General features: G+C 69.6%; 23 protein-coding genes. 8 read left to right on the plus strand and 15 right to left on the minus strand.

Annotation, left to right across the window (positions count from 1 at the left end):
* The 3 genes from ACFFNX_RS11830 to ACFFNX_RS11840 form a co-directional block, all read right to left on the minus strand.
* The coding region (locus tag ACFFNX_RS11830; protein WP_378199404.1) for a cytochrome d ubiquinol oxidase subunit II at positions 1 to 553 on the minus strand (553 nt) is incomplete at its 3' end.
* Positions 554 to 565: 12 nt separating this feature from the next.
* Positions 566 to 1,747, minus strand: coding sequence for a cytochrome ubiquinol oxidase subunit I (locus ACFFNX_RS11835; protein WP_378199407.1), 1,182 nt, complete (start codon positions 1,745 to 1,747; stop codon positions 566 to 568).
* 164 nt (positions 1,748 to 1,911) lie between these two features.
* Positions 1,912 to 2,478, minus strand: a complete 567-nt coding sequence (locus ACFFNX_RS11840; protein WP_378199410.1) for a hypothetical protein — start codon at positions 2,476 to 2,478, stop codon at positions 1,912 to 1,914.
* Positions 2,479 to 2,595: 117 nt separating this feature from the next.
* Between ACFFNX_RS11840 and ACFFNX_RS11845 the strand changes: the two genes are divergently transcribed.
* A complete protein-coding gene (locus ACFFNX_RS11845) occupies positions 2,596 to 3,198 on the plus strand; it encodes a TetR/AcrR family transcriptional regulator (protein WP_378199413.1) in 603 nt (200 codons plus the stop codon).
* A gap of 36 nt (positions 3,199 to 3,234) precedes the next feature.
* Here the strand turns inward: ACFFNX_RS11845 and ACFFNX_RS11850 are convergent, their stop codons facing one another.
* A complete protein-coding gene (locus tag ACFFNX_RS11850) occupies positions 3,235 to 3,918 on the minus strand; it encodes a response regulator (RefSeq protein ID WP_378199416.1) in 684 nt (227 codons plus the stop codon).
* A 2-nt stretch (positions 3,919 to 3,920) separates the two neighbouring features.
* Positions 3,921 to 5,039, minus strand: coding sequence for a sensor histidine kinase (locus tag ACFFNX_RS11855; protein WP_378199419.1), 1,119 nt, complete (start codon positions 5,037 to 5,039; stop codon positions 3,921 to 3,923).
* A 143-nt stretch (positions 5,040 to 5,182) separates the two neighbouring features.
* Here ACFFNX_RS11855 and qcrB point away from each other — a divergent pair, with 143 nt between their 5' ends.
* Positions 5,183 to 6,793, plus strand: coding sequence for a cytochrome bc1 complex cytochrome b subunit (gene qcrB, locus ACFFNX_RS11860; protein WP_378199422.1), 1,611 nt, complete (start codon positions 5,183 to 5,185; stop codon positions 6,791 to 6,793).
* A 45-nt stretch (positions 6,794 to 6,838) separates the two neighbouring features.
* Here qcrB and ACFFNX_RS11865 read toward each other — a convergent pair whose 3' ends face one another.
* The 4 genes from ACFFNX_RS11865 to ACFFNX_RS11880 form a co-directional block, all read right to left on the minus strand.
* Positions 6,839 to 8,155, minus strand: coding sequence for a dihydrolipoyl dehydrogenase family protein (locus ACFFNX_RS11865; protein ID WP_378199425.1), 1,317 nt, complete (start codon positions 8,153 to 8,155; stop codon positions 6,839 to 6,841).
* 13 nt (positions 8,156 to 8,168) lie between these two features.
* Positions 8,169 to 8,978, minus strand: coding sequence for a trypsin-like serine peptidase (locus ACFFNX_RS11870; protein ID WP_378199428.1), 810 nt, complete (start codon positions 8,976 to 8,978; stop codon positions 8,169 to 8,171).
* Positions 8,979 to 9,579: 601 nt separating this feature from the next.
* A complete protein-coding gene (locus ACFFNX_RS11875) occupies positions 9,580 to 10,905 on the minus strand; it encodes a serine/threonine-protein kinase (protein WP_378199431.1) in 1,326 nt (441 codons plus the stop codon).
* 193 nt (positions 10,906 to 11,098) lie between these two features.
* A complete protein-coding gene (locus ACFFNX_RS11880; RefSeq protein WP_378199434.1) occupies positions 11,099 to 11,896 on the minus strand; it encodes an SAM-dependent methyltransferase in 798 nt (265 codons plus the stop codon).
* Positions 11,897 to 11,969: 73 nt separating this feature from the next.
* On the opposite strand from ACFFNX_RS11880, the gene ACFFNX_RS11885 reads away from it, so the two are divergent.
* A complete protein-coding gene (locus tag ACFFNX_RS11885) occupies positions 11,970 to 12,380 on the plus strand; it encodes a MarR family winged helix-turn-helix transcriptional regulator (RefSeq protein ID WP_378199437.1) in 411 nt (136 codons plus the stop codon).
* Here the strand turns inward: ACFFNX_RS11885 and ACFFNX_RS11890 are convergent.
* Positions 12,377 to 12,820 carry an ATP-binding protein gene (locus tag ACFFNX_RS11890; RefSeq protein ID WP_378199440.1) on the minus strand — a complete coding sequence of 148 codons (444 nt, stop codon included), beginning with the start codon at positions 12,818 to 12,820 and terminating at the stop codon, positions 12,377 to 12,379. The genes ACFFNX_RS11885 and ACFFNX_RS11890 overlap by 4 nt on opposite strands.
* Positions 12,821 to 13,172: 352 nt before the next feature.
* Between ACFFNX_RS11890 and ACFFNX_RS11895 the strand changes: the two genes are divergently transcribed.
* The 3 genes from ACFFNX_RS11895 to ACFFNX_RS11905 all read left to right on the plus strand — a co-directional run bounded on the left by ACFFNX_RS11895 (position 13,173) and on the right by ACFFNX_RS11905 (position 15,062).
* A complete protein-coding gene (locus tag ACFFNX_RS11895; protein ID WP_378199443.1) occupies positions 13,173 to 14,021 on the plus strand; it encodes a helix-turn-helix domain-containing protein in 849 nt (282 codons plus the stop codon).
* 16 nt (positions 14,022 to 14,037) lie between these two features.
* Positions 14,038 to 14,202 carry a DUF397 domain-containing protein gene (locus tag ACFFNX_RS11900; protein WP_378199446.1) on the plus strand — a complete coding sequence of 55 codons (165 nt, stop codon included), beginning with the start codon at positions 14,038 to 14,040 and terminating at the stop codon, positions 14,200 to 14,202.
* Positions 14,203 to 14,582: 380 nt separating this feature from the next.
* The gene (locus ACFFNX_RS11905; RefSeq protein WP_378199449.1) at positions 14,583 to 15,062 is read left to right on the plus strand and encodes a type III secretion system chaperone family protein; all 480 of its coding nucleotides are present in this window, start codon (positions 14,583 to 14,585) and stop codon (positions 15,060 to 15,062) included.
* 9 nt (positions 15,063 to 15,071) lie between these two features.
* On the opposite strand, the gene ACFFNX_RS11910 is transcribed toward ACFFNX_RS11905, so the two are convergent.
* The 3 genes from ACFFNX_RS11910 to ACFFNX_RS11920 all read right to left on the minus strand — a co-directional run bounded on the left by ACFFNX_RS11910 (position 15,072) and on the right by ACFFNX_RS11920 (position 17,779).
* Positions 15,072 to 15,947, minus strand: a complete 876-nt coding sequence (locus ACFFNX_RS11910) for an RNA polymerase sigma-70 factor (RefSeq protein WP_378199452.1) — start codon at positions 15,945 to 15,947, stop codon at positions 15,072 to 15,074.
* Between the two features lie 51 nt (positions 15,948 to 15,998).
* A complete protein-coding gene (locus ACFFNX_RS11915) occupies positions 15,999 to 17,180 on the minus strand; it encodes an NAD(P)/FAD-dependent oxidoreductase (RefSeq protein WP_378199455.1) in 1,182 nt (393 codons plus the stop codon).
* 116 nt (positions 17,181 to 17,296) lie between these two features.
* The gene (locus tag ACFFNX_RS11920) at positions 17,297 to 17,779 is read right to left on the minus strand and encodes a GNAT family N-acetyltransferase (protein WP_378199458.1); all 483 of its coding nucleotides are present in this window, start codon (positions 17,777 to 17,779) and stop codon (positions 17,297 to 17,299) included.
* Between the two features lie 231 nt (positions 17,780 to 18,010).
* On the opposite strand from ACFFNX_RS11920, the gene ACFFNX_RS11925 reads away from it, so the two are divergent.
* Entirely contained in the window at positions 18,011 to 18,628 is a 618-nt protein-coding gene (locus tag ACFFNX_RS11925) for a DUF1349 domain-containing protein (protein ID WP_378199461.1), read from the plus strand.
* Between the two features lie 141 nt (positions 18,629 to 18,769).
* Complete coding sequence (locus ACFFNX_RS11930) at positions 18,770 to 20,161, plus strand: alpha,alpha-trehalose-phosphate synthase (UDP-forming) (protein WP_378199464.1); 1,392 nt, start codon at positions 18,770 to 18,772, stop codon at positions 20,159 to 20,161.
* Between the two features lie 18 nt (positions 20,162 to 20,179).
* On the opposite strand, the gene ACFFNX_RS11935 is transcribed toward ACFFNX_RS11930, so the two are convergent.
* On the minus strand, positions 20,180 to 21,217 hold the full coding sequence (locus tag ACFFNX_RS11935; protein ID WP_378199466.1) for a hypothetical protein: 1,038 nt from the start codon (positions 21,215 to 21,217) through the stop codon (positions 20,180 to 20,182).
* Positions 21,218 to 21,300: 83 nt separating this feature from the next.
* Positions 21,301 to 21,435, minus strand: a complete 135-nt coding sequence (locus ACFFNX_RS11940) for a hypothetical protein (RefSeq protein ID WP_378199469.1) — start codon at positions 21,433 to 21,435, stop codon at positions 21,301 to 21,303.
* Positions 21,436 to 21,496 lie beyond the last annotated feature (61 nt).

A 21,496-nucleotide genomic window follows, 5' to 3' on the forward strand; every position in this document is an offset into this window, starting at 1 on the left:
CGCCGAGCGCGCACGGCACCCCCGTCACCAACGCGACCGGCACGAGACGGTGGGCGAGCGGGGTGCGCGTGCCGAGGCGCAAGGCCGCGAAGACCGCCCCGTGCAGCGCGAACACCCCGCACGACGTCACCGCGAACAGCGGCGCTCCGCCGCCCATCAGCAGCCCGACCGCCATGCCCCACGACGCCGCCACCGCCCAGCTTCCCGCCACGGTCGCCCCGTCCCAGAACGCACGCCAGGCCGCGCCGTCGCCTCGGCCGCGCAGCCACAGGCCCATGTCGCGGACGATCCAGCCGGAGACCAGCACGACGAGCGCGCCCCAGATCCGGCCGAAGACCTCGGCCTCCAGGCCCGGGAACAGCGCGGTCAGCAGGCCGGCCGTGGCGACCAGCCACACCTCGTTGCCGAGGAAGAACGGCGCGATCGCTGCGAGCGTCAGCCGCCGGTCGCGGCCGAGGAAGGGCAGCAGCATGCCGACGCCGATGTCGGCGCCGCCCAGGACGAAGTAGCCGATGCCGAAGAAGCCGAGCAACGCGTACGCGAGGGTGTCCACGGAAGAAGCTCCTCAGAAGGAGGGAACGGGCTCGAGGTCCTGGACGGGCGCCGGGCGGCCGAGCCCGGCCGCGTCCGGTCCCCGCCGGGCGAACCGCCGCAGCAGGACGATGTTCACGACCGCCAGGACGGCGAACAGCGCACTGACGCCGACCGTCGTGGCGAGCATCGCGCCGTGTCCCATCGGCCGCACGGCGTCTTTGGTACGCAGGACCCCCTGGATCAGCCAGGGCTGCCGGTCCTCCTCGCGGAAGATCCAGCCGAGCATCATCGCGGCGTACGGCACCGGCAGGGTCATCATCACCGTGCGCAGGAACGCCCGCCCGCGCAGCAGCCACCCGGTGAACGGCAGTTTGACCAGCGCCGCGACCGCGACGCAGAACAGCCACAGCCAGGCCGCCATCATCAGCTCGCCCGCGATCCCGCCGAGCGGGGACTTGCCCCCGGAGTCCGGGATGACGGCGAACTGCAGGCCGCCGAACACCGCCGACGGCACCACGGCGACGACGGCGGAGACGAGCCCGATCCGCAGCGAGCGCCGGAAGAACTCCAGGTCCACCGGCTCGCCGGGCCGGGCGCGCCGCAGATGCCAGGCGCTGACCGCGGCCATGAAGAACCCGGCGACCAGGAAGGCCCCTGCGGTGACGTGGGCGAGCGGCAGCAGCGCGGCCGGGTTGGTGAACAGGTCGGCCGCACTGTCGACACGCAGCTCGCCGCCCACGCGGAGGAAGCCGACGGGGTGTCGCAGGAAGCCGTTCGCGACCAGGACGAAGTACGCCGAGACGTACGCGGTCAGCGTCACGACCCAGATCACCGCGAGGTGCGCGTAGCGGTTCAGCCGGTCCCAGCCGAAGATCCACAGGCCGAGGAACGTGGCCTCGACGAAGAACGCGATGAGCGTCTCCAGCGCGAGCGGCGCCCCGAACACGTCTTGCGCGTGATCGGTCAGACCCGGCCAGTTCAGCCCGAACTGGAACTCCATGAGCAGTCCGGTCACGATCCCGACCGCGTAGTTGATCACATAGAGCTGGCCCCAGTAGCGCACCATCCGCAGCCGCACCGGGTCGCCCGTGACGACCGCGCGCGTCTGCGTGATCGCGACGAGCGCGGCGAGGCCCAGCGTCAGGGAGACGAACAGGAAGTGCGTGCCCGCCGTGATCGCGAACAGTAGCCGGGCGAGCGACAGTGTGCTCAACGGAAGCCCTCCAGGTCGAGTGCGGCCAGGCGAAATCGGCCGATCTCACTCAACCGGAGGGAATCCCGCGCGGGCGTCCGGCTGCGCGCTACATGGCGCGTACATCCCCAGGTGCATCGGGGCAGGTGGCGTACATCGCGGTGTGTACGAGCCGCTCGGCCCGGTCAGGCCCGTGCGCGGGCGGCGCGGTTCAGCCGGAACGCGGAGATGAGGAAGAAGACGCCGCCGAGGAAGGCGTAGCCGGCGAGGATCCTCAGCGACGGATCGGCGCTGCCGGCCTGCCCGAAGAACGATGTGCCGGCGACGGTGGAGATGGCGCCACTGGTGATCATCGCCCACTGGCCGCCCAGTTTCCGGCGGACGGCGCCCGCGATGAGCTGGACGAGCCCGGAGGTGATGGCCCAGGCTCCCCAGACCCGCAGGGCGGCCGGGACGCCGGACGTGGCGGCGACGGCCAGGCCGATGACCGCCAGTGAGCTGATGGCGATGTTCACGTACAGGACCGGAGTCGCACCGCCGTTCGCCCTGGCGGACCGGACGTCGACGACCGCGGCCGCCACGTCGAAGAGGGGATAGGCCACCAGCAGCGTCGCGCTCAGCGGGCCGAGGGTGCCGCTGGTCGCGAAGAGCAGAGCGGCCCACACGGCGGCGAACGCGAAGCGCAGGAAGTACAGCTTCCGCAGGGCCGCGGGGAGAACGCTGGCGGGGGTGGTGCCGACGAGAGTGTCCATGGGGCGCCTTCCAGTGAAGTGAGGGAGAACGTTCTGTTCACTTGAGATCTAAGGGGGCCGGCACGCCCACTGTCAAGACAGAACGTTCTACCTCGTTTGTTTGCTAACCTGGCCGGCATGAGTCGCGGACCATCCGAAGCGCGAGCGCGGCTGCTCGGCACGGCAACCAGGATCTTTTACGCAGAGGGGATCCACTCCGTCGGCATCGACCGGATCGCCGCGGAGGCACGGGTGACCCGGGCCACGCTGTACCGGCATTTCTCGGGCAAGGAAGAACTCGTCCTCGCGTATCTCGACCAGGCCGACCAGGGAATCCGAGGTCAGGTCGCCGCGGCCCGGGCAAGCAGCCGGACGGCGGTCGACAAGGTCCGGGCCGTCGGCAGGTCCATCGCCGAGGGAATCCGGTCTCCCGGGTTCCGCGGCTGCGCCTTCCTCAACGCGGTCGCCGAGTATCCCGACTCCGCCCACCCGATCCACCAAGCCGTCCTGGCCCACCGCCAGTGGTTCCTGGACACCGTCACGGAGCTGCTGGCACAGGTCGGCGACGCGCCCGCCGACGCCGCCGGCCGGCACCTCGTCATGCTCAGGGACGGGGCGATGGCCGCCGGCTGCCTCTTCGACCCGGAACTGGTCTGCGAGACCTTCCTGGAAGGCGTCGAGGGAATCCTGCGGGCGCGCACCGCCTCAACGTCCGCGCCCACGACGAGCGCGACCGCCTGAGCGCTCGGGGGCCGACGGAAACAGGGGTTTCGACGCTCAGCCGAGCCAGCCGGGCCGCACCATTCCCGACTCGTAGGCGAGCACGACGAGCTGGGCGCGGTCACGCGCGCCGAGCTTGGTCAGCACGCGGCTGACGTGCGTCTTGGCCGTGGCCGGGCTGACCACGAGGCGGGCGGCGATCTCGTCGTTGGACAGGCCGCCGGCGACCAGTGTCATGACCTCGCGCTCGCGCTCGGTGAGCTGTTCGAGATCGCGCGAGGGCGGCGGCAGCTTGATGCGGGTGGCGAACTCGGCGATCAGGCGCCGCGTCACCGAGGGAGCGAGCAGCGCGTCGCCGCGTGCCGTCACGCGCACTCCGTGGATCAGCTCGATCGGATCGGTGTCCTTGACGAGGAAGCCACTGGCCCCGGCCTTGAGCGCGGTGTAGACGTAGTCGTCGAGGTCGAAGGTGGTCAGGATCACGACCCGGACGCCGGACAGCCGCGGGTCCGCGACGATTCGCCGCGTGGCCTCCAGCCCGTCGAGCACCGGCATCCGGACGTCCATGAGGACGACGTCGGGCCGCGTCTGCGCGGCGATCCGCACCGCCTCCGCGCCGTCGCCCGCCTCGGCGACCACGGTGATGTCGTCCTCGCCGTCGAGGATCGAGCGAAAACCGGCCCGTACGAGCTTTTGGTCATCGGCCAGCATGACCCGGATCGGGGGGTCCACGTCGGTCATGATCACACCGTCTCGGTCAGGGGAAGCGAGGCGCGTACGAGGAAGCCGCCACCGGGGCGTGGGCCGGCGGCCAGCGTGCCGCCCAGCGTAGCCGCCCGCTCCCGCATGCCCCGGATGCCGTTGCCCTCGGCCACGTCGGCACCCGCGCCGTCGTCGCAGATCTCGACCACCACCTGGTCGGGTCCGTAACGCACGAGCACGGTCGCGGTCGCCTCGCCCGCGTGCCGTACCGCGTTGGTGAGTGCCTCCTGAACGATGCGGTAGGCCGCCAGGTCGATCGGGGCGGGCAGGTCCCGTTCGTGGCCGGAGACGACGAGCCGCACCGACAGCCCGGCGTCCTTGGTCTGGGAGATCAGGTCGTCGATCCGGCCGAGCGAGGGCGCGGGGCTGAGCGGCTGCGCCTCGTCGACCTGCCGCAGGACGCCGAGCGTGGTCCGCAGCTCCCGCAGCGTCTGCTTGCTGGCGTCCTTGATCGCGGCCAGCGCGGCGTAGGCCTGGTCGGGGTCGCGGCGGTGAAGCGCCGCGCCGGCCTGCACGTTGATCAGCGAGATCTGGTGGGCGAGCACGTCGTGCACCTCGCGGGCGATGCGCAGCCGCTCCTCGGTGGCGCGCCGCCGGAACTCCTCCTCGCGGGTGCGCTCCGCCTCACCCTTGCGACGCCGGGTCTCGCCGACCCACGCGCGGTGGTAGCGGACCACCTCGCCCGCGCACAGCACCACGAGCACCCAGGCCAGTACGCTCACGAACCGCCCGACGTGGGGCGGGCCGACGGCGAACTCCGCCGAGCCGAACACCGCCAGCCCGGCCGCCGTACCGAGGTAGCCGGCGAGCCGGTGCCCTTCCGCCACCGCGAGGAACGACGCGACCGCGAACGTGAGCATCTCCGGCCCGTCGGGGAACGGCCCGACGTAGTAGAAGGCCGTCGAGAGGCCCGCCAGGGTGACGGCGAACAGGGGGAGGCGGCGCCGCACGGTGAGTGCGGCGACCCCCAGCACGACCATCGCGTACGCCTTGATGTCGCCGGTGTGGAAGCCGCCCGTGGAAAAGACGGTGCCGGCCAGCACCACCACCCCGACGGCCCCCGCGAGCACCAGATCACTGCGCCGTACGAACTTGCCCACGTCGAAAAGGTACGCGACCGGCACGGCGGCTTCGGGGCGGACGGCCGGGTAGGTGCGGATTTGTGCAGGTCACAGGGGTATTAATGGATGAGGGCGCCCGATAACCGAGGACGGTCACGCGGCCGTCGGACCTGGAGATCGGTATGGCTGCGAGACCGCTGAGCGAGGTGGTCCGGGGAGTCGACGAACGGCTCGGCCCCGCCGGATTCTTGAAGAAGGCGCTGAAGAAGGTCTTTCCCGATCACTGGACCTTCCTGCTGGGCGAGGTCGCGATGTACTCGTTCGTGATCATCGTGCTGACCGGGATCTTCCTGACGCTCTTCTTCAACCCCAGCATGAAGGACGTCGTCTACCGCGGGTCGTACGTGCCGCTCCGCGGGGTCCGGATGAGCCAGGCGTACGAGTCGACGCTGCGGATCAGCTTCGACGTGCGCGGGGGCCTCCTCGTACGGCAACTCCACCACTGGGCGACAATCGTGTTCCTGGGCGCGATCATCGCGCACATGCTGCGGAACTTCTTCACCGGAGCGTTCCGCAAGCCGCGCGAGCTGAACTGGGTGATCGGCGTCATCCTGTTCCTGCTGGTCATGCTCAACGGCCTGTTCGGCTACTCGCTCCCGGACGACCTGCTGTCCGGCACCGGCATCCGGATTCTCGAGGGCGTGCTGCTGTCGATCCCGATCGTCGGGTCCTACCTGACGATGTTCCTGTTCGGCGGAGCGTTTCCGGGCGAGCTGATCATTCCGCGGCTGTTCACCATCCACATTCTGCTGATCCCGCTCATCCTGCTCGCCCTGATCCCGTTGCACGCCGTCGTCCTCACCTGGCGGCAGACCCACACCCAGTTCCCCGGCAGGGGCCGCACCGACCGCGTCGTCGAGGGCAAGCCGTTCTGGCCGTCCTTCATCATCAAGACGCTGGCGTTCCAGATGTGGGTGTTCTTCGTGATCTCGCTGCTCGCGGTGACCTTCCAGGTCAACCCGATCTGGCTGTTCGGCCCGTACAACCCGGGTCACATCAGCGCCGGCTCACAACCCGACTGGTACATGGGCTGGCTGGAGGGCTCGCTGCGGCTCATGCCGGGATGGGAGATCAACGCCTTCGGTCACACGATCCCGCTGAACGTCCTGATCCCGGCGCTCCTGGTTCCGGGAATGCTCTTCACGGTGCTCGCCGTGTACCCGTTCCTCGAACGCTGGGCGATCGGCGACTACCGGGTCCACAACCTGCTCGACCGGCCGCGCGACGTGCCCGCCCGTACGGGCATCGGCATGGCGGGCGTGACGTTCTACGGCCTGCTGTGGATGGCCGGCGCCAACGACATCATCGCCAAGACGTTCCACATCCCGCTGTACGGCACGACCTGGTTCTTCCGGTTCGCGGTGATCATCGGACCGATCCTCGCGTTCGCGATCTCCCGCCGGGTCGCGCTGGGCCTCCAGCGCCGCGAGATGGAGATGCTGCGCCACGGCATCGAGTCCGGCGAGATCATCCGCCGGCCCTCCGGCGAGTACGAGGAGACCGAGCACCCGCTCGACGCGGATGAGGAGGCGGTGATCCGCGGCCGCCGCCTCCCTCACAGGCTGCCCGAACTCGAACCGGACCGCGCCGGCGTCGAGCCGAAGGAGGCCCGCAGCCCGACCGCCCGCCTCCGCCGCCGCCTGAACCGCCTGTACACCGAGGACGTCCTGCCGCTGCCGGACGGCGACCACGAGGAACGCCCGGCCATCGAATCGGAGAGACCGTCCCCCTGACGTCCGCTGGGCCGGTTCGGTACGGTCCGGTGTCGGCGTCCGGCGTCAGAGGAGCGCGGCGTCGATGGCCCGGTGGAAGGTCGGGAAGGCGTAGATCATCTGCCGGAGGCGTTCGACCGGGACCTCACCGTGGACCGCCACCGCCAGCGCGCCGAGGATCTCGCCGCCCATCGGCCCGGCGGAGGTCGCGCCGACGAGACGGCCCTCGGCCTCGACCAGCTTGAGGAAGCCCTCGGCCCGGTGCAGCCAGCCACGTGTGTTGTTCGCCAGGTCGGTGTCGTGGACCCGGACGTCGGAGTACCGCTCCCGCGCCTGGCTCTCGGTGAGTCCGACGGCGCCGATCTCCGGGTCGGTGAACGTGACGCGCGGCAGCGCCCGGTAGTCGCCCCCCGGCCCGTCCTCGCCGAGGATGTCACGGGCGGCGATCCGGGCCTGGTAGTCCGCGACGTGCGTGAACGCGCCCTTGCCGGTCACGTCGCCGACCGCCCACACGCCGTCCGCCGCCCGCATCCGGTCATCGACCTCGATGAACCGCGCCCCCTCGTCCAGCCCGGCCACCGCGAGCCCGAGCCCGGCGAGGTTCGTACGACGGCCCACCGCGACGAGGAACCGCTCGGCACGCAGGTCATCGTTGATCACAAAGCCGTCGCCGTCGTGCCGCACGCGCTCGGCCTTGGCACCCACGCGCACGTCGATGCCCTCGTTCTCGAAGGTCGTGCGGAGCAGCTCACTGGACTCCGGCTCCTCCGGCCCGAGCAGCCGCGGCCCGGCCTCCAGCACCGTCACCCGGCTGCCGAACCGCGCGAACACCTGCGCCAGCTCGCACCCGATCGCGCCGCCGCCCAGGACGACGAGCGACTCGGGCAGCTCGTCCGCCTCGATCGCCTCGCGGTTCGTCCAGTACGGGGTGCCCGCCAGCCCGTCGATCGGCGGGACCGCCGGCGCCGTACCGGTGCCGATCACCACACCTCGCCGGGCACGGAACACCTCGTCCCCGACCGTGACCTCCTTCGGCCCGGTGATCTTCCCGAACCCGCGGACGAGCCGGCCGCCCTTGCCGGTGAAGCGCTCGGCGGCGGCGCTGTCGTCCCAGGCGGCGGTGACCTCCCGTACCCGGCCCGCGACCGGCGCCCAGCTCACCTCGACGGTCGCCGACCCGGCGAACCGCGGCACGCGGCGCGCCTCGGCCAGCACGTCGCCGGCCCGCACCATGGCCTTGCTCGGGATGCAGCCCCAGTAGGGGCATTCGCCGCCGACCAGGTTGTTCTCGACCCCGACCACGCTCAGCCCGGCCGCCGCCAGACTCCCCGCGACCGCTTCCCCACCCGGCCCCATACCGATGACTACGACGTCGACGTCCATGATCCCTGTCCCGCTAGTTCGCCTGCCCGATGGCGCGCTCGTACAGTTTTCGTACGTCGTCGTCGAAGTAGGAGCTGTACGAGACGGCGTCCTCCAGACCGCCGAGCTGGTATCCGCCGATCACCCCGACGACCTCGCCCCGCTTTGTCTTCGGATCGTAGTGGGTCAGCCAGGGACTGCCGCTCGTCCCGGGCGCGTAGCCGTTGCAGGCGAAGCGCATCTGGTACTTCATCTGTTTGGTGGTGCGATTGATGCAGGTGACAGGCTTGTCAGAGCTCTTGGGATAGCCGGTGACCCGGACGAGGTTGCCGAAACCCTGGTCGATCCCGAGCAGGTTGGCCCCGAGGACGTCGGCGATGTTCTTGCCGTTCAGCGGTTCGAGCACCGCGAACCCGACATCGAGGTCGGGATCGGACCCCTTCGCCCACCGGTCGTCGACGAACTGACTCTTGACCTTCCAGACCCCGTACGGGGCGTTCCCGTTGCGGTACCCGGGAACGAAGACGAGGTCACTGAGATATCCGCCGCCCGCACCGGAGTGCACACAGTGGGCGGCCGTGATGATCAGATTGCGAGCGGGACTGTCGACGGCGCTGGCCGTACAGAAGTGATCACCTTTGGTGTCGTGAGAGAAGAGCGCCCCGACCTTCTTCCCGAAGGCCGCAGGCTCCGCGGTCGGCGTCCCGGTGGGAGGATGGGCACGGAGAAACCGCTCCCGACTCCAGGGTGTGGTCGCGCTGCTGAGGGGCTGCGGCACCCCAGAGCCCGCACACCCTCCACACAGCGCCGCGACGAGCGCCACCGCCACCAGAACCCTGCGCATCACCACCCCTCGACGAGTTCTTCCCGTGGGAAATAACTCGGCAAACTACAGATTGCCTGAGTGTTGACCTTGCTTGCCGCGCCGGTCGTGTCCGGTTCGGAGCTACTCTGGGTCGAGGCGTCTGTGCCTTCGCCTTCACGAACCCACGGACCTCATGACTTGGCGAAGTCGAATTCGCAGACCTGACAGGCCAGCGCGCCACCCGCGTCAAGGACTGACTGGATCTTCTCTCGTCTGAGCCGCGGACTGCGCTCGCGGAATCGATGCACTCGCTCGAGCACCCGCCACATCCTGCCGTTGCACCTCATCAGGGAGGCGAGTGGCCATGTCCGAAGGTGGCACGATCGGGAGTCGGCTCCGGGTCCTCCGGCGCGAGCGGAACCTAACGTAGGAGGAGCTCGCAGAAGCGGTCGGCGTCAGTAGAGAGATCGTCGCAAAGCTCAAGCAGGGGCCGCCAGTCAGCGTGTACGACAACTCTGATGGAGTTGCCCGATCGACGCCGACCTGTCCGAGCTGGCCGGGAATCGCGACCGGACCGGTGCGCACCGGTGCGGCGCGTGCGTGCGGGGGCGCCGCACGGCACGACTTCGCGGACGGTGGTCTAGCTGCGGCGAAGGCACCAGCGGCCGGTGGACGGGTGTACGGCCACAAGCGTGGCCGTAGTTGCCAAGAGGAAGATCGCTATCGAGACCCAGCTGCGCCACCCGTAATAATGCGCGCCGGCGCTCATTCGCTGAGCTGCCATGCCGGCGGACGCCGCGATCATCCAGCGGCCTGCCGCTCTGTGCTGGAAGAGCAGTACCACGCCTGTGGCGAGCGCGACCGGCTCTGCCACGCCCACCACAAAGTTCACCAACGACAGAAACCCGGCTGGCGAATCGGGGAGCAGGGATCCCCTGGAATAGAAGGTCAGGAACAGGAGCCCTGGAAGGCACAACAGGGCCAGCGCTATCGCGGCGGTCGCGGTGCCGCCACCGTGCTTCATCGCCGCTGTAGGGCGGCCCGCCGACTGCGGCCGCGGCGGCCATGTCTCACCACTGCGCCGTTCGGGGCGGGTCTGCTGTGGCGCGGCCGGCCCGCCATGGGCGAGGCGGGAGTCCAGGCTGCGCAGGCGTTCGGCGACGGTGGCTGCGTCTTTGGGGCGTTCGCTGGGCTGTTTGGCCAGTAGGTCCAGTACCAGGGTGTTCAGGTGGTCGTCGATGTCGGGCCGCGCCGATTGCGGGGATGCGGGGGTTCGGTTGAGGTGCTGGTAGAGGATGGCGCCGACGCTTGTGCCGGTGTCCACCCAGGGGGTTCCGGTCAGCAACTGGTAGAGCACGCAGCCGAAAGCGTACAGGTCGGTGCGCTCGTCGACAGTGTGGCCCTCGATCTGCTCGGGCGCCATGTACAGCGGCGTGCCGGCGGATGATCCGGTGGCGGTGATCTTGGTCGCGTCGGCGAGGCGGGAGATCCCGAAGTCGCAGACTTTCACTCGCGCATCGTCGGTTAGGAAGAGGTTGGCCGGTTTGATGTCGCGGTGGACGACTCCGTGCCGGTGGGCCGTGGCGAGGGCGTCGAGGATCTGCACCGCCCAGTCCCTCACTTGGACGATGGGCAGCCCGGCCGGGTGCTGGTGCAGCACCGCGGCAAGGTCATGCCCCTGCATCAGCTCCATCACCAGGAACAGCAGGCGCAGGCCCCCGTCGGTGTGTTCGTCGATGTCGAAGACCGTGGTGATGCCGGGGTGGTTCAACGCCGCGGCGATCTCGGCCTCCCGCCGGAAGCGCGCGACCCCGGCCCCGTCGGCCGCCCCGCTCAGCGGGAGGATCTTGACCGCGACCGGGCGCCGCAGCCGCAGGTCCACGCCCCGCCATACCTCTCCCATGCCGCCCCGGCCGAGAGGCGCCTCCAGCCGAAACCGTCCCGCCAACTCCAGACCATCGCGCATCGACTCTCCTCGGCTTGGGAAGGCGAGGCGCCCATCATATAGACATGCATATTTGCTAGACCCTTAGCTGTGCAGGTCTCTTGCCGCGATCGAGACGGTCAGCGCCGACCTGGCTCTGCGCGCCCGCGACCTCGGCGGCAGGGCGACCGCCAAGGACGTGACGCCCGCTCTGGTCGATGCCCTGCCGTGGAGGTCAGCGGGTGGCGGTGATGAAGCCGCTCAGGGAGGAACTCGGGGCGGGCCGGTCGTACAAGGCGGCCACATCGGCCAGCTCATGCACCTCGGTCTGCCAGCCATAGCCGTCGAGTCGGCCGGTGGTGTCGCTGACGCCGCCTTGCCACAGCTCGGCGTACTCCTCGATGCCGCTGCGGTCCTCTTCGGCGATGACCGAGGCGGCGTTGTTGCGCTCGAAGGAGATCCGGCTGCCGGGGGTCGACAGCGCGCCGACGCGGCTCAGTACCTGGTCGGCGTCCTCAGCGCTGAGGTAGACCAGTAGGCCCTCGAGAAGCCACGCCGTGGGCGCCGACGCGTTGAAGCCGGCGTCGGTCAGCTGTCGCGGCCAGTCGTCGCGCAGGTCGACCGGTACGGCGGTGCGTGCGCAGCGCGGCTCGGCCCCCGCACTGGCCAGCACCCGGTCCTTGAAGGCGAGCACCTCCGGCAGGTCCAGCTCGTACAGGGTGACGGCGGATGGCCACGGCAGGCGGTACGCGCGGGTGTCCAGGCCGGCGGCCAGCAGCACGACCTGGCGGCAGCCGCTGTCGCAGGCGGCGAGCAGAAAATCGTCGTAGAAGCGGGTGCGAATGATGACATGAAAGGCCAGCCGGGCCCTCGCCGGAGGGAGAGGCGTCCGGCTACCGGAACCACCGGGACCACCGGCGGCGACGAACGCGGCGGCGTACGGGTCATCGAACAGGCGGTCCGGGCGGCGGGTCTCCCACGCTCTCGCGCGTGCCACGCCCAGCGACGTACCGCCGACCCCGTTCAAAACCATCGAACGCTCCCTTCGCTCAAGAGAGCACATTACATCGGTACCGATGTATCTGTGCCGATATATCCTCCGAGGCGTGGACGGCGTGCGGATGCACCGGTTGGGGAAGCGGCTGATTGATCTGTCCCGGGAGGTCACCACCTCCGCGGGGGACGCGGCGCTGACTCCCGCCGAGATCGCGGTGATCGAGGATGTGCTGAAGCATCCGGACAGCGCGGTGAGCGAGATCAAGGTACGGACGGGGTTCGCGCAGAGTCACGTCTCGGAGTCGGTGGCGCGGCTGCGGGAGCGCGGTCTGATCGAGACACCGCCGGACAAGGCGGACCGGCGGCGTACCCGGGTGCGGTTGAGTGAGCCGGCGCGCCAGGCGGTGCTCGCGCGGGCGGGGCGGTCGGCGGATGAGGTCATCGCACGCGTCGTCGAAGACCACGTACGGGCCGCGCGGGTGGTGGCGCTGCTCGACGAGCTCGCCGGGTTGCTCCTCTAGAGCGCGGAGTCGGAGGTGAGGACGGCCGCCGCGCGCAGGCCGTCGTTGAAGACCTCCGAAGGGCTGATCGACGACACCATCACGGCGTGGGCGCGGATGAGGAAGGAAGCGGTGAAGGTGCGTCCGCGGCAGTCGCCGGTCCAGTGCCACTCGGTGGCCAGGGCCTGGACGGTCTGCAGGCCGCGGCCGCACTCGGACAGATCATTGGGCGCGGGGACGCGCGGCACCTTGTGGCTGCCCTCGTCGGTCAGTGCGACGGACGCGCCGTCGCGCCAGCGGCGGATCTCCAGGATGTAGTGGCCCCCGGGCCGCGCCGAGGCCGTGTGCCGCAGGGCGTTGGCGGCGAACTCGCTGACCACCAGGACGGCGTCGTCCACACGCGGCAGGTCGCACAGGAGAAACCCGGCGAATTCGCGCGCTTTGCGTACGTGCTCGGCCAAGCCGGGAAAGGATCGGCGCCATATGAGTACGCGATCGTCCGGATACTCCCCCATGGCGACCCTTTCTCGGTCTGGTCAGGAACCGCGACCCTGGACTCGGCTCTCCCCAAGCGGAACCCAGGGTCGCGGCTCCGCGAAGCGGCTCGGAGGACAGTCCTCCTCGCCGCGGTCTGCGGGCTGCGCCGGTGCGCCTCGGCGTGGTCGGCTGATGTCGATCACCGGACGGTCACGCCGGCCCGCCCAGCCTCTGGTGGATAACGCGGATAATGAAGCGTTCTGTAGTCGTGCGATTACACTCTGGACCAGAATGATGATCCAGTGCAAGTGATTCAGCGCATTATGTGAGGAAGCAATGCCGTACACCCCCACGGTCCGCGGGCGTCAGCTCGCACGAGAGCTTCGTCACCTGCGGGAACAGGCTGGAATGACCGGCGAGCAGGTGGCGGCGAAGATGAGCTGGGAGCAATCGAAAATCAGCCGCATGGAGACCGCGAAGATGCGGATCACCTCCGGCGAGGTCATGGAGCTGTGCGAGTCGTACGGCGTCGACGGGGACAAGCGCGATCAGCTGGTGCTGCTCGCCCGCAGCGCCCGCCAGCGCGACTGGTGGCGCGAGTACAGCGACTACGTCAAGAAGGGCTTCATCGACTTCCTGGCCTTCGAGGCCGAGGCCCGCACCTCGCGCGGCTACGAGGCTCAGGTGATCCCCGGCCTCCTCCAATGTCCCGAGTACGCCCGCGCGATCCTCCTCGGCGCCCAGTCGCGCCCGACCGATGAGGTCGACCGCGGCGTTGAGGTACGCCTGGCGCGGCAGAAGCGCGTGACCCAGTCCAAGGACCCACTGCACGTGTGGGCGGTGATCGACGAGGCCGTCCTCCACCGAGTCGTCGAACACTCCTCGGTGATGGTCAAGCAGTTGGAACACCTGCTCTACCTCGGTGAACTCGGGAATGTGTCGATCCAAGTGCTCCCATACCAGGCCGGAATTCATGCCGCGATTGATGGACCTTTTGTTCTATTGACCTTCGACGGCTATCCGGACCTGCTATACATCGAACACCTGGTGGGGTGTGTCTATCTGGAGAAGCCCGCCGACACAGAGCAAGGGCGCCTCATTTTCGACCATCTCCGCTCGGCCGCGTTCAACACCAGCGACTCTGCGGTGTTGATTCGCGACAAGGTGAAGGAACTCACACGATAAGAAGGGTGTTCGCGACATGACGAACCCACGGCCTGCGTCCTCGTGGCGCAAGAGCAGCCACAGCGGCAACGGCGGCAACTGCGTCGAGACCATGGTCGCCTGGCAGAAGAGCAGCCGCAGTGGCAACGGTGGCAACTGCGTCGAGGTGGCGCGCATCGAACTGGCCGCTGCGGACGCCTGACCTGCCGTGCCGTAGCGCATGACAGCTGACTAGGGGTACGCCCCGTGCTGGGGCAGGGCCGGTCTCGCGATCGGAGCTGCAGGCGCCACCGGGGCGTACCGTCGCCATCGGAATCCGCGTTCGACGGCGGGATTCGCAATCTCTCATCGACCATCCCCGCGACCGCGACACGATCGCCGCTCGTAGTGCCCCTGATAAATGCACATCGCGACTTATGTCCAGTTAGGCGCTACAACGACATATTTCGCACCGAGTGATGGCAGATCGTCCGGACTTCTTCATGGATAGCCCGGAGCTTTTCCACAGATAGTGCTGTGCGGGCGCGGCGCTGCTTTACGTACGGCACAATCTCATTGCCGTCAGCAGAAGGAGTGGGAACGATGGGAGACGATCCTCCGAGTCCGACGCCTGAAACGCCCCAGTCGGGTGTGATCAGGCCCGATCTCGACCGCATTGAGCGGATTCTCGAGCGACTCCAGGTCGCCTGTATGCGTGACACGCGGGGGCGCCTCGCCACGCGCTGGCAGTGCTACAGCCTCTTCTTCACCCTCGACGGAGACGGCGAGGTCTACGCCGCCCGCACCATCTACGACCGCTTCTTCACCGTGGACGACAAGCCCGCCATCCGGGCCGTCCTCGACGAGTGGAACCGCGACACGGTGGGCCTGAAGGTCTACACCGCCACCGATGACGACGGCACGGTCATCATCGTGAGCGAGGCGACGATGCACGTCGGCGGCGGCGTGACGAGTGAGCAGTTCGACGCCACGACGACGGCCTGGCTCAACGCGGCCGGTTCCTTCCACCTGTGGCTGGGGCCGCGCCTGTCCCTCGCCGGGCTTCCCGGCGACCCCGTCTGACCGTCGGATTCAGCCGTTGCCGACGCGCAGACCGTTGAGCTTGTCCGGGTTGACCTGGAACCAGAGGTTGTGGAGGCGGCCGTCGGCGATGTCGAACGTGAGAGCGGCGACGGGGAGGCCCTCGACCGTGCACAGGACGCCCAGCTCGCCGTTGATGATGGCCGCCTCCGAGACCATGCCGGCCGACTCGGGCTTGGCCAGGACGCCGAGGATCCAGCGGGCGACCTGGCTGTCCCCGCGCAGGGGACGGCGGGCGGCGGTGACCTTGCCTCCGCCGTCGGTCCAGGCGGTCACGTCGGGGGCGAGGAGTTCCATGACCGCGTTCAGGTCGCCGCCCGCGCAGGCCGCGATGAACCGCGCGGTGACCTTCTCGCGTTCGGTGCGGTCGGTGTCGAAGCGGGGACGGCGGGCCTGGATGTGCTCGCGAGCACGGCGGGCGATCTGGCGGATGGTCGGTTCGGGGCGGTCGAGGGTCTCGGCGATCTCGCCGTGCGAGTAGCCGAAGACCTCGCGAAGCACGAAGACCGCGCGTTCGACGGGGCTGAGGGTTTCCAGCACGACCAGCATCGCGGTGGAGACGGTGTCGGCCCGTTCGGCGTCCGTGGCCGCGTCGGGCGAGGTGAGCAGCGGTTCGGGCAGCCACGGGCCGACGTAGGTCTCACGGGTCGCCCGGGTGGAGGTGAGCCGGTTCAACGACAGGTTGGTGACCGCCCGCACGAGGTACGCCCTGGGGTTGCGGACCGTGGCGCGGTCCGTCGAGTTCCAGGCCAGCCACGCGTCCTGGAGGACGTCCTCGGCGTCGGTGACGCTGCCCAGCATGCGGTAGGCGGTGGCGAACAGCAGCCGCCGGTGCTCGATGTAGGGGTCAGGCGTCGCGTCGGTCATCGGCTCAGACTCTCCGTTAGGCGATAAGCCCGCATCCCGAACAGTGTGCACTCACGCGGCGGGCTCGCGGGTGGCACGGCCGCCCTTGAAGAGGGTGGCGCTGACGTTCATGCGCTTGCTGAGCCGGTACACCGGGACCGGGCTGCCGCTGACGGACTCCTTGTAAAAGGCGGCGGCGCGGCCCTTGAGGTAGGCCCGGCGCGGGGTGTCGTCCGCGTGGGTGAACTGGATGACGGCGTCGTGGCGGCCGAGGCTGACCGGCTGGTGGATGTAGCCGAACCGGAACGGCTTGACCGGCTTGCCGCGCAGCAGCCGGACGATCGCGTCGGCGGTGTACTGGGCGGTGGGCATGCCGCTCTGGCAGGTGCCATGAATCCGTCCCCAGGCCATTCGGACCGCGGCGGCGTCACCGATGGCGTGGATGTCGGGATGAGACACCGAGCGCAGCGTCGCGTCGACCAGGATCAGACCGCGGTCGTCCACGGCGATCCCGGCGTCGGCCGCGAGTGAGGGCACGGTGACGCCCGCGGTCCACAGGCACACGTCCGAGGGGAGGATCTCCCCGGTCTCCAGTTCGACGGCGTCGGGCAGCACTTTGCTGACCCGAGAGCCCACCTTGACGGTGACGCCGAGGCGGTCGAGTGCCCGGTGCAGGTGGGCGCGCGCCTTGGCGCCCATCATCGCGCCCGGCTCATCGAGGCCGACCAGCGTGACGCGCAGGCCGGGGTGGGCCTCGGCGATCTCGGCCGTCGCCTCGACGCCGGTCAGGCCGCTGCCGCAGACGGTGACGGTGCCGCCTGCCGCCGCGACCTCGTCGAGCCGTGCGGCGAGGCGGACGGCGTGCTGCGGGCTGCTCAGTGTGAAGGCGTGGGCGTCGGCGCCGGGCACCCGGCCGGTGGCGGCGGAACTGCCCAGGGCGTACACCAGGGTGTCGTAGTCCAGCGTCGCCGCGCCGTCGTCGACCACGACCGTGCGGCCGTCGGGGTCGATGGCGGTCGCCGTGCCCTGGACGAAGGAGATGCCGGTGCCGTCGAGCAGGTCGGGGATCTGGTGGTCGGCCAGGCGCTGCCCGGCGGCGATCTGGTGCATCCGCAGCCGTTCGGTGAATCGCGCCGAGGGGTTGACCAGGGTGATCCGCACATCGGCACGCCGGGTGCGGTGGGCGAGGCGGATCGCGGCCAACATGCCCGTGTAGCCGGCGCCGAGGATGACGACGTGGTGGTCGTTCTTCATTGCTGCCCTCCCGGGATCAGGTCACCGTGGTGCCGGTGACGCCCATGGGACAAGCAGCTCGGGCGTGACGTGACATCTCCCCGGTGTGACGCGCACCACACGGCCTCAGGCGATGCTCATGCGCCCTTGCCCGCGGTGGTCAGGGCGTCGCCGGTCAGGCGGTACACCGTCCAGCCGTCTCTCGGGACGGCGCCCAGCGACTCGTAGAAGCCGATCGACGGCGTGTTCCAGTCCAGGACCGACCACTCCAGCCGGGAGTAGCCCTTCGTGACGCATTCCTCGGCCAGCGTCGTCAGCAGCGCGCGTCCCAGGCCCGTACCCCGATGGTTCGGGCGGACGAACAGGTCCTCCAGGTAGATGCCGTGGGTCCCGCGGAAGGTCGAGAAGTTCAGGAACCACAGTGTGAAGCCGACGATCTCCCCGTCCACCTCCGCCACGTGCCCGAACAGCGCCGGTTCCGGGGCGAACAGGGCGGCGTGCAGCTGGGCCGGGGTCATCGTGCATTCGTCGGTCAGCCGTTCGTATTCGGCCAGGGCGTGCACCAGTTCCACCACGGCCTCGACATCGGCTTCCCGTACCCGGCGAATACGAGGATCCACGCCGTCGCTCCCTCCGCGCTCGGCGCGCGGCGGACCGCAGGTCACGGCTCTGTCACCACGCGTACCAGCGAAGATTAGCCGTCGCCCTGGTATGCCCGGTCCAGCCCATGAAGCCCCCTAATGCGAAAAAACTGGGGTGGCCCACCACGGTGAACTATGTACGAGCTGCCTGTTTACACCGTATTTTTGGAGCGTTCCCGGACGCTGTTCCCGGACTTGAAGGAGACGGGTGTGACGCAGGCAGCGGAGCAGGTCGGAATTCCGCGGATCCCCGTGTCCCTGCGATGGGGCGGAGGGGCCGCGGGCGGCTCCTACCTTCCGCAGGACGACGGTCTCGTGATCGACGCCAGGCCCGGCACGGACCTGTTCATCAGCCCGCAACGCACCGCGGAGGCACTCGACGCTCCGCGCCTGTTCGCGCACGCGCAGGGCGACTTCCTGCTCAGCGCCCGCGTGTCGGTGGGCCACGCCCGGCCGCACGACGCCGGCGGGCTGCTCGTGTGGCTCAACGACCGCGCGTGGGCCAAGCTGGGCCTGGAGACGTCCGCCCAGAACGAGCCCGAGACCGTCTCGGTCGTCACCCGCGGCACCTCCGACCGCGCCAGCGGCTTCGTCGTGCCCGGCGGTCAGGTCTGGCTCCGCGTCGCCCGCGTCGACTCCGCGTACGCCTTCCACGCATCGCTCGACGGGACGTACTGGCGGCTGATCCGGCACTTCGCCCTGTACGCCTCCGGCGCCCCGTCGTACGGCTTCTTCGCCCAGTCGCCCATCGGGGACGGCTGTTCGGCGACCTTCGACCAGATCACGTTCGAGCCGAGGAGGCTGACCGAGCTGATCGACGGGTCCTGAGCCGGGACCGTGCGGCTCCTGTCGTCCGTTGCCGCCGGGTGACGTGTCGATGGCGACAGGCGGGCTTTGGCATGACCATCGCCACATAAGTCGCCCATCAGGGTCAAGACCCGATATTCGGGGGAAGTATGTGGCGTGGATGTGTCCAAGAAGAGTGAGTTCGTCGTTGTCGCCAACCGTCTGCCGGTCGATCGGGTCACCGACGGTGAGGGCGAGGCGACCTGGCGGCGCAGCCCTGGCGGGCTGGTCACCGCCATCGTCCCGGTCATGCAGCGTCGTCAGGGAGCGTGGGTCGGCTGGTCGGGCGCCCCGGATCAGGACCTCGAGCCGTTCGAGGCCGAAGGGCTCTCGCTGATCCCCGTACGCCTGTCGGCACGGGACGTCGAGTACTACTACGAGGGATTCTCCAACGCGACCCTCTGGCCGCTGTATCACGACGTGATCGCGCAGCCGGTCTACCGCCGGAGCCTGTGGGAGGTCTACGAGCGGGTCAACCGGAGGTTCGCCCGCGCCGCCGCCGACGTCGCGGCCGAGGGCGCGATCGTCTGGGTGCAGGACTACCAGCTCCAGCTCGTACCCAAGATGCTGCGCGAGCTCCGTCCCGACCTGCGCATCGGCTTCTTCCTGCACATCCCGTTCCCGCCGATGGAGCTGTTCCAGCAACTGCCCTGGCGGCGTGACATCCTCCAGGGGCTGCTGGGCGCCGACCTCGTCGGCTTCCAGAGCCGTGACGCGGCGTCCAACTTCGTCCGGCTGTGCCGTCGTTTCCTGGACCTGAAGCCGCAGGGCCACGAGGTGGCGATCGAGGGCCGCACCGTACGCGCCGACCACTTTCCCATCTCGGTGGACGCGAACGAGCTCATCACCCTGGCCGCCGATCCGGGGGTGCAAAAGCGCGCGGCGCAGATCCGCGAGGACCTCGGCAACCCGGCGTCGGTGCTGCTGGGCGTCGACCGCCTCGACTACACCAAGGGCATCCAGCAGCGGCTGGAGGCGTTCACCGAGCTGTTCGAGGACGAGCGCCTCAAGAGCGGCGACGCGGTGTTCGTGCAGGTCGCGACGCCGAGCCGGGAGCGCGTCGAGGAATACCGCATCCTGCGCGACGAGATCGAGCTCCAGGTCGGCCGCGCCAACGGCCTGTACGCCGAGCTGGGCGCACCGATCATCAACTACATGCACACGTCCTACACCCGCGAGGAGCTCGCCGCGCTCTACCTGGCCGCGGACGTGATGGTGGTGACGCCGCTGCGAGACGGCATGAACCTCGTGGCCAAGGAGTACGTCGCCTGCCGGCCCGACCTCCGGGGCGCCCTGCTGCTCAGCGAGTTCGCCGGCGCGGCCGCGGAACTGCACCGCGCCTTCCTGGTCAACCCGTACGACATCGGCGGCACGAAGAACCGCATGTGGGAGGCCATGCACGCGAGCCCGACCGAGCGCGCCCGCCGGATGCGGTCGATGCGCAAGCGGGTGATCGAGCACGACGTCGACCTGTGGGCCAAGGAGTTCCTGGACGCTCTGGAGGACGGCCGCTGATGGCGGGCGCGGTGCCGGTCAGCCGGTCGGACGCGTCGTCGCCGGCCTGACCCGCTGCCACCAGCCCCGCAGGCTCGCCGGGTCGTGCGCCGTCTCGACGAAGATCGACGCCGGCATCTGCGGGAAGCGGCGCCCCGGGTTCCACGACCGTGCGTACGAGGGCGGGTCGAGCACCACGACACGGGTGCCGCCGACCTCGGGGATGTCGGCCGGGACGCCTTCGTTCCAGATCCACTCGCCGTCGACGTCCACGAGGTTCCACCGGCCGGTCACCGCCGGAGTGTCGGGCGGGACGTCCTGGTCGAGGGATGAGGCCACCCAGCGCGGGTCGGGGGCGTTCCCGGGCAGCCGATCCGGCCCGATGAGCGCGCCCGCGAGCAGCGTGTGCAGCTGGAAGTTGTCGCCGATTCCGCCGATGACGACCGTCCAGCCGCGGCCGCTGGCGCGGTCCAGTACGAGCAGGCGCTCACCGTCCAGGACCCGCAGGAGATCGCGGACGTACCCCAGTTGGCCGCAGTGACGCTCGGCCCGGTCCACCGTGGCCGCCAGCGACTCGCGGTCGGGCACCGACGCCCGCACCATCGGGGAGACCGACAGCACCGTGGACGCCGCCAGCGCGAACCTCGGCAGCGACCACCATGCCTCCATCGCCGGTCCCGCACCGTCGCCGAGCCCGGGCCGTACGACCTCCCAGGCCTCCCGGGAGGGTTCGTTCTCCGCCGGGTCCGGCGGTTCGCCGCCCGCGGCCTTCTCCCACGCGTCGGCGAAGGTGAGCGCACCGGTCGTCACCTCGTGCAGGCGGCCCATCACGGCGGTGCCCGGCGCGTCCGCGTCGGCGCCGTTCTCCACGATGGCCCCGCTCATCACCGCGAGCCAGGCGGCCTGGTCCAGCGACGCCTGGGCGATGCCCTGGGCCAGCAGCCGCACCCCCGCGGTGAGCTCGGCGGCGGGAACCGCGGCGGCCGCCCGATGCACCTCCTGAAGGAGCCCCCCGAAGGCCTGTTCATCCCGGTCGATGGCGGCGCGGCTCAGCTCCGCGCACATCTGTTCGAACATCTGATCACTTTTGCACAGATGTCGCCCGGGTGAGGAGCGGACGTGGACGTTCCGGAAGGACACGCCCGCTCCGGGCATCCCGGCTACTCGCCGCTCTCGTCCTCGCCGGACTTCTCCTCGGGCACGATGTGCGGGTTCATGCCGTCCGGGTGGACGAGGTCGTCCTTGTCGTCGGTCGCCGGTGTCGTCTCATCGGTGGTCTTGGGCTGGTCGGCCATCGTTTCCGCGCCTTTCTTCGGGATCGATGGCGGGAGCCTAGTGACGTTCCATCACCATCTG

Origin of the sequence: Actinoallomurus acaciae (assembly GCF_042429965.1) — a bacterium.
Lineage (GTDB): Bacteria > Actinomycetota > Actinomycetes > Streptosporangiales > Streptosporangiaceae > Actinoallomurus > Actinoallomurus acaciae.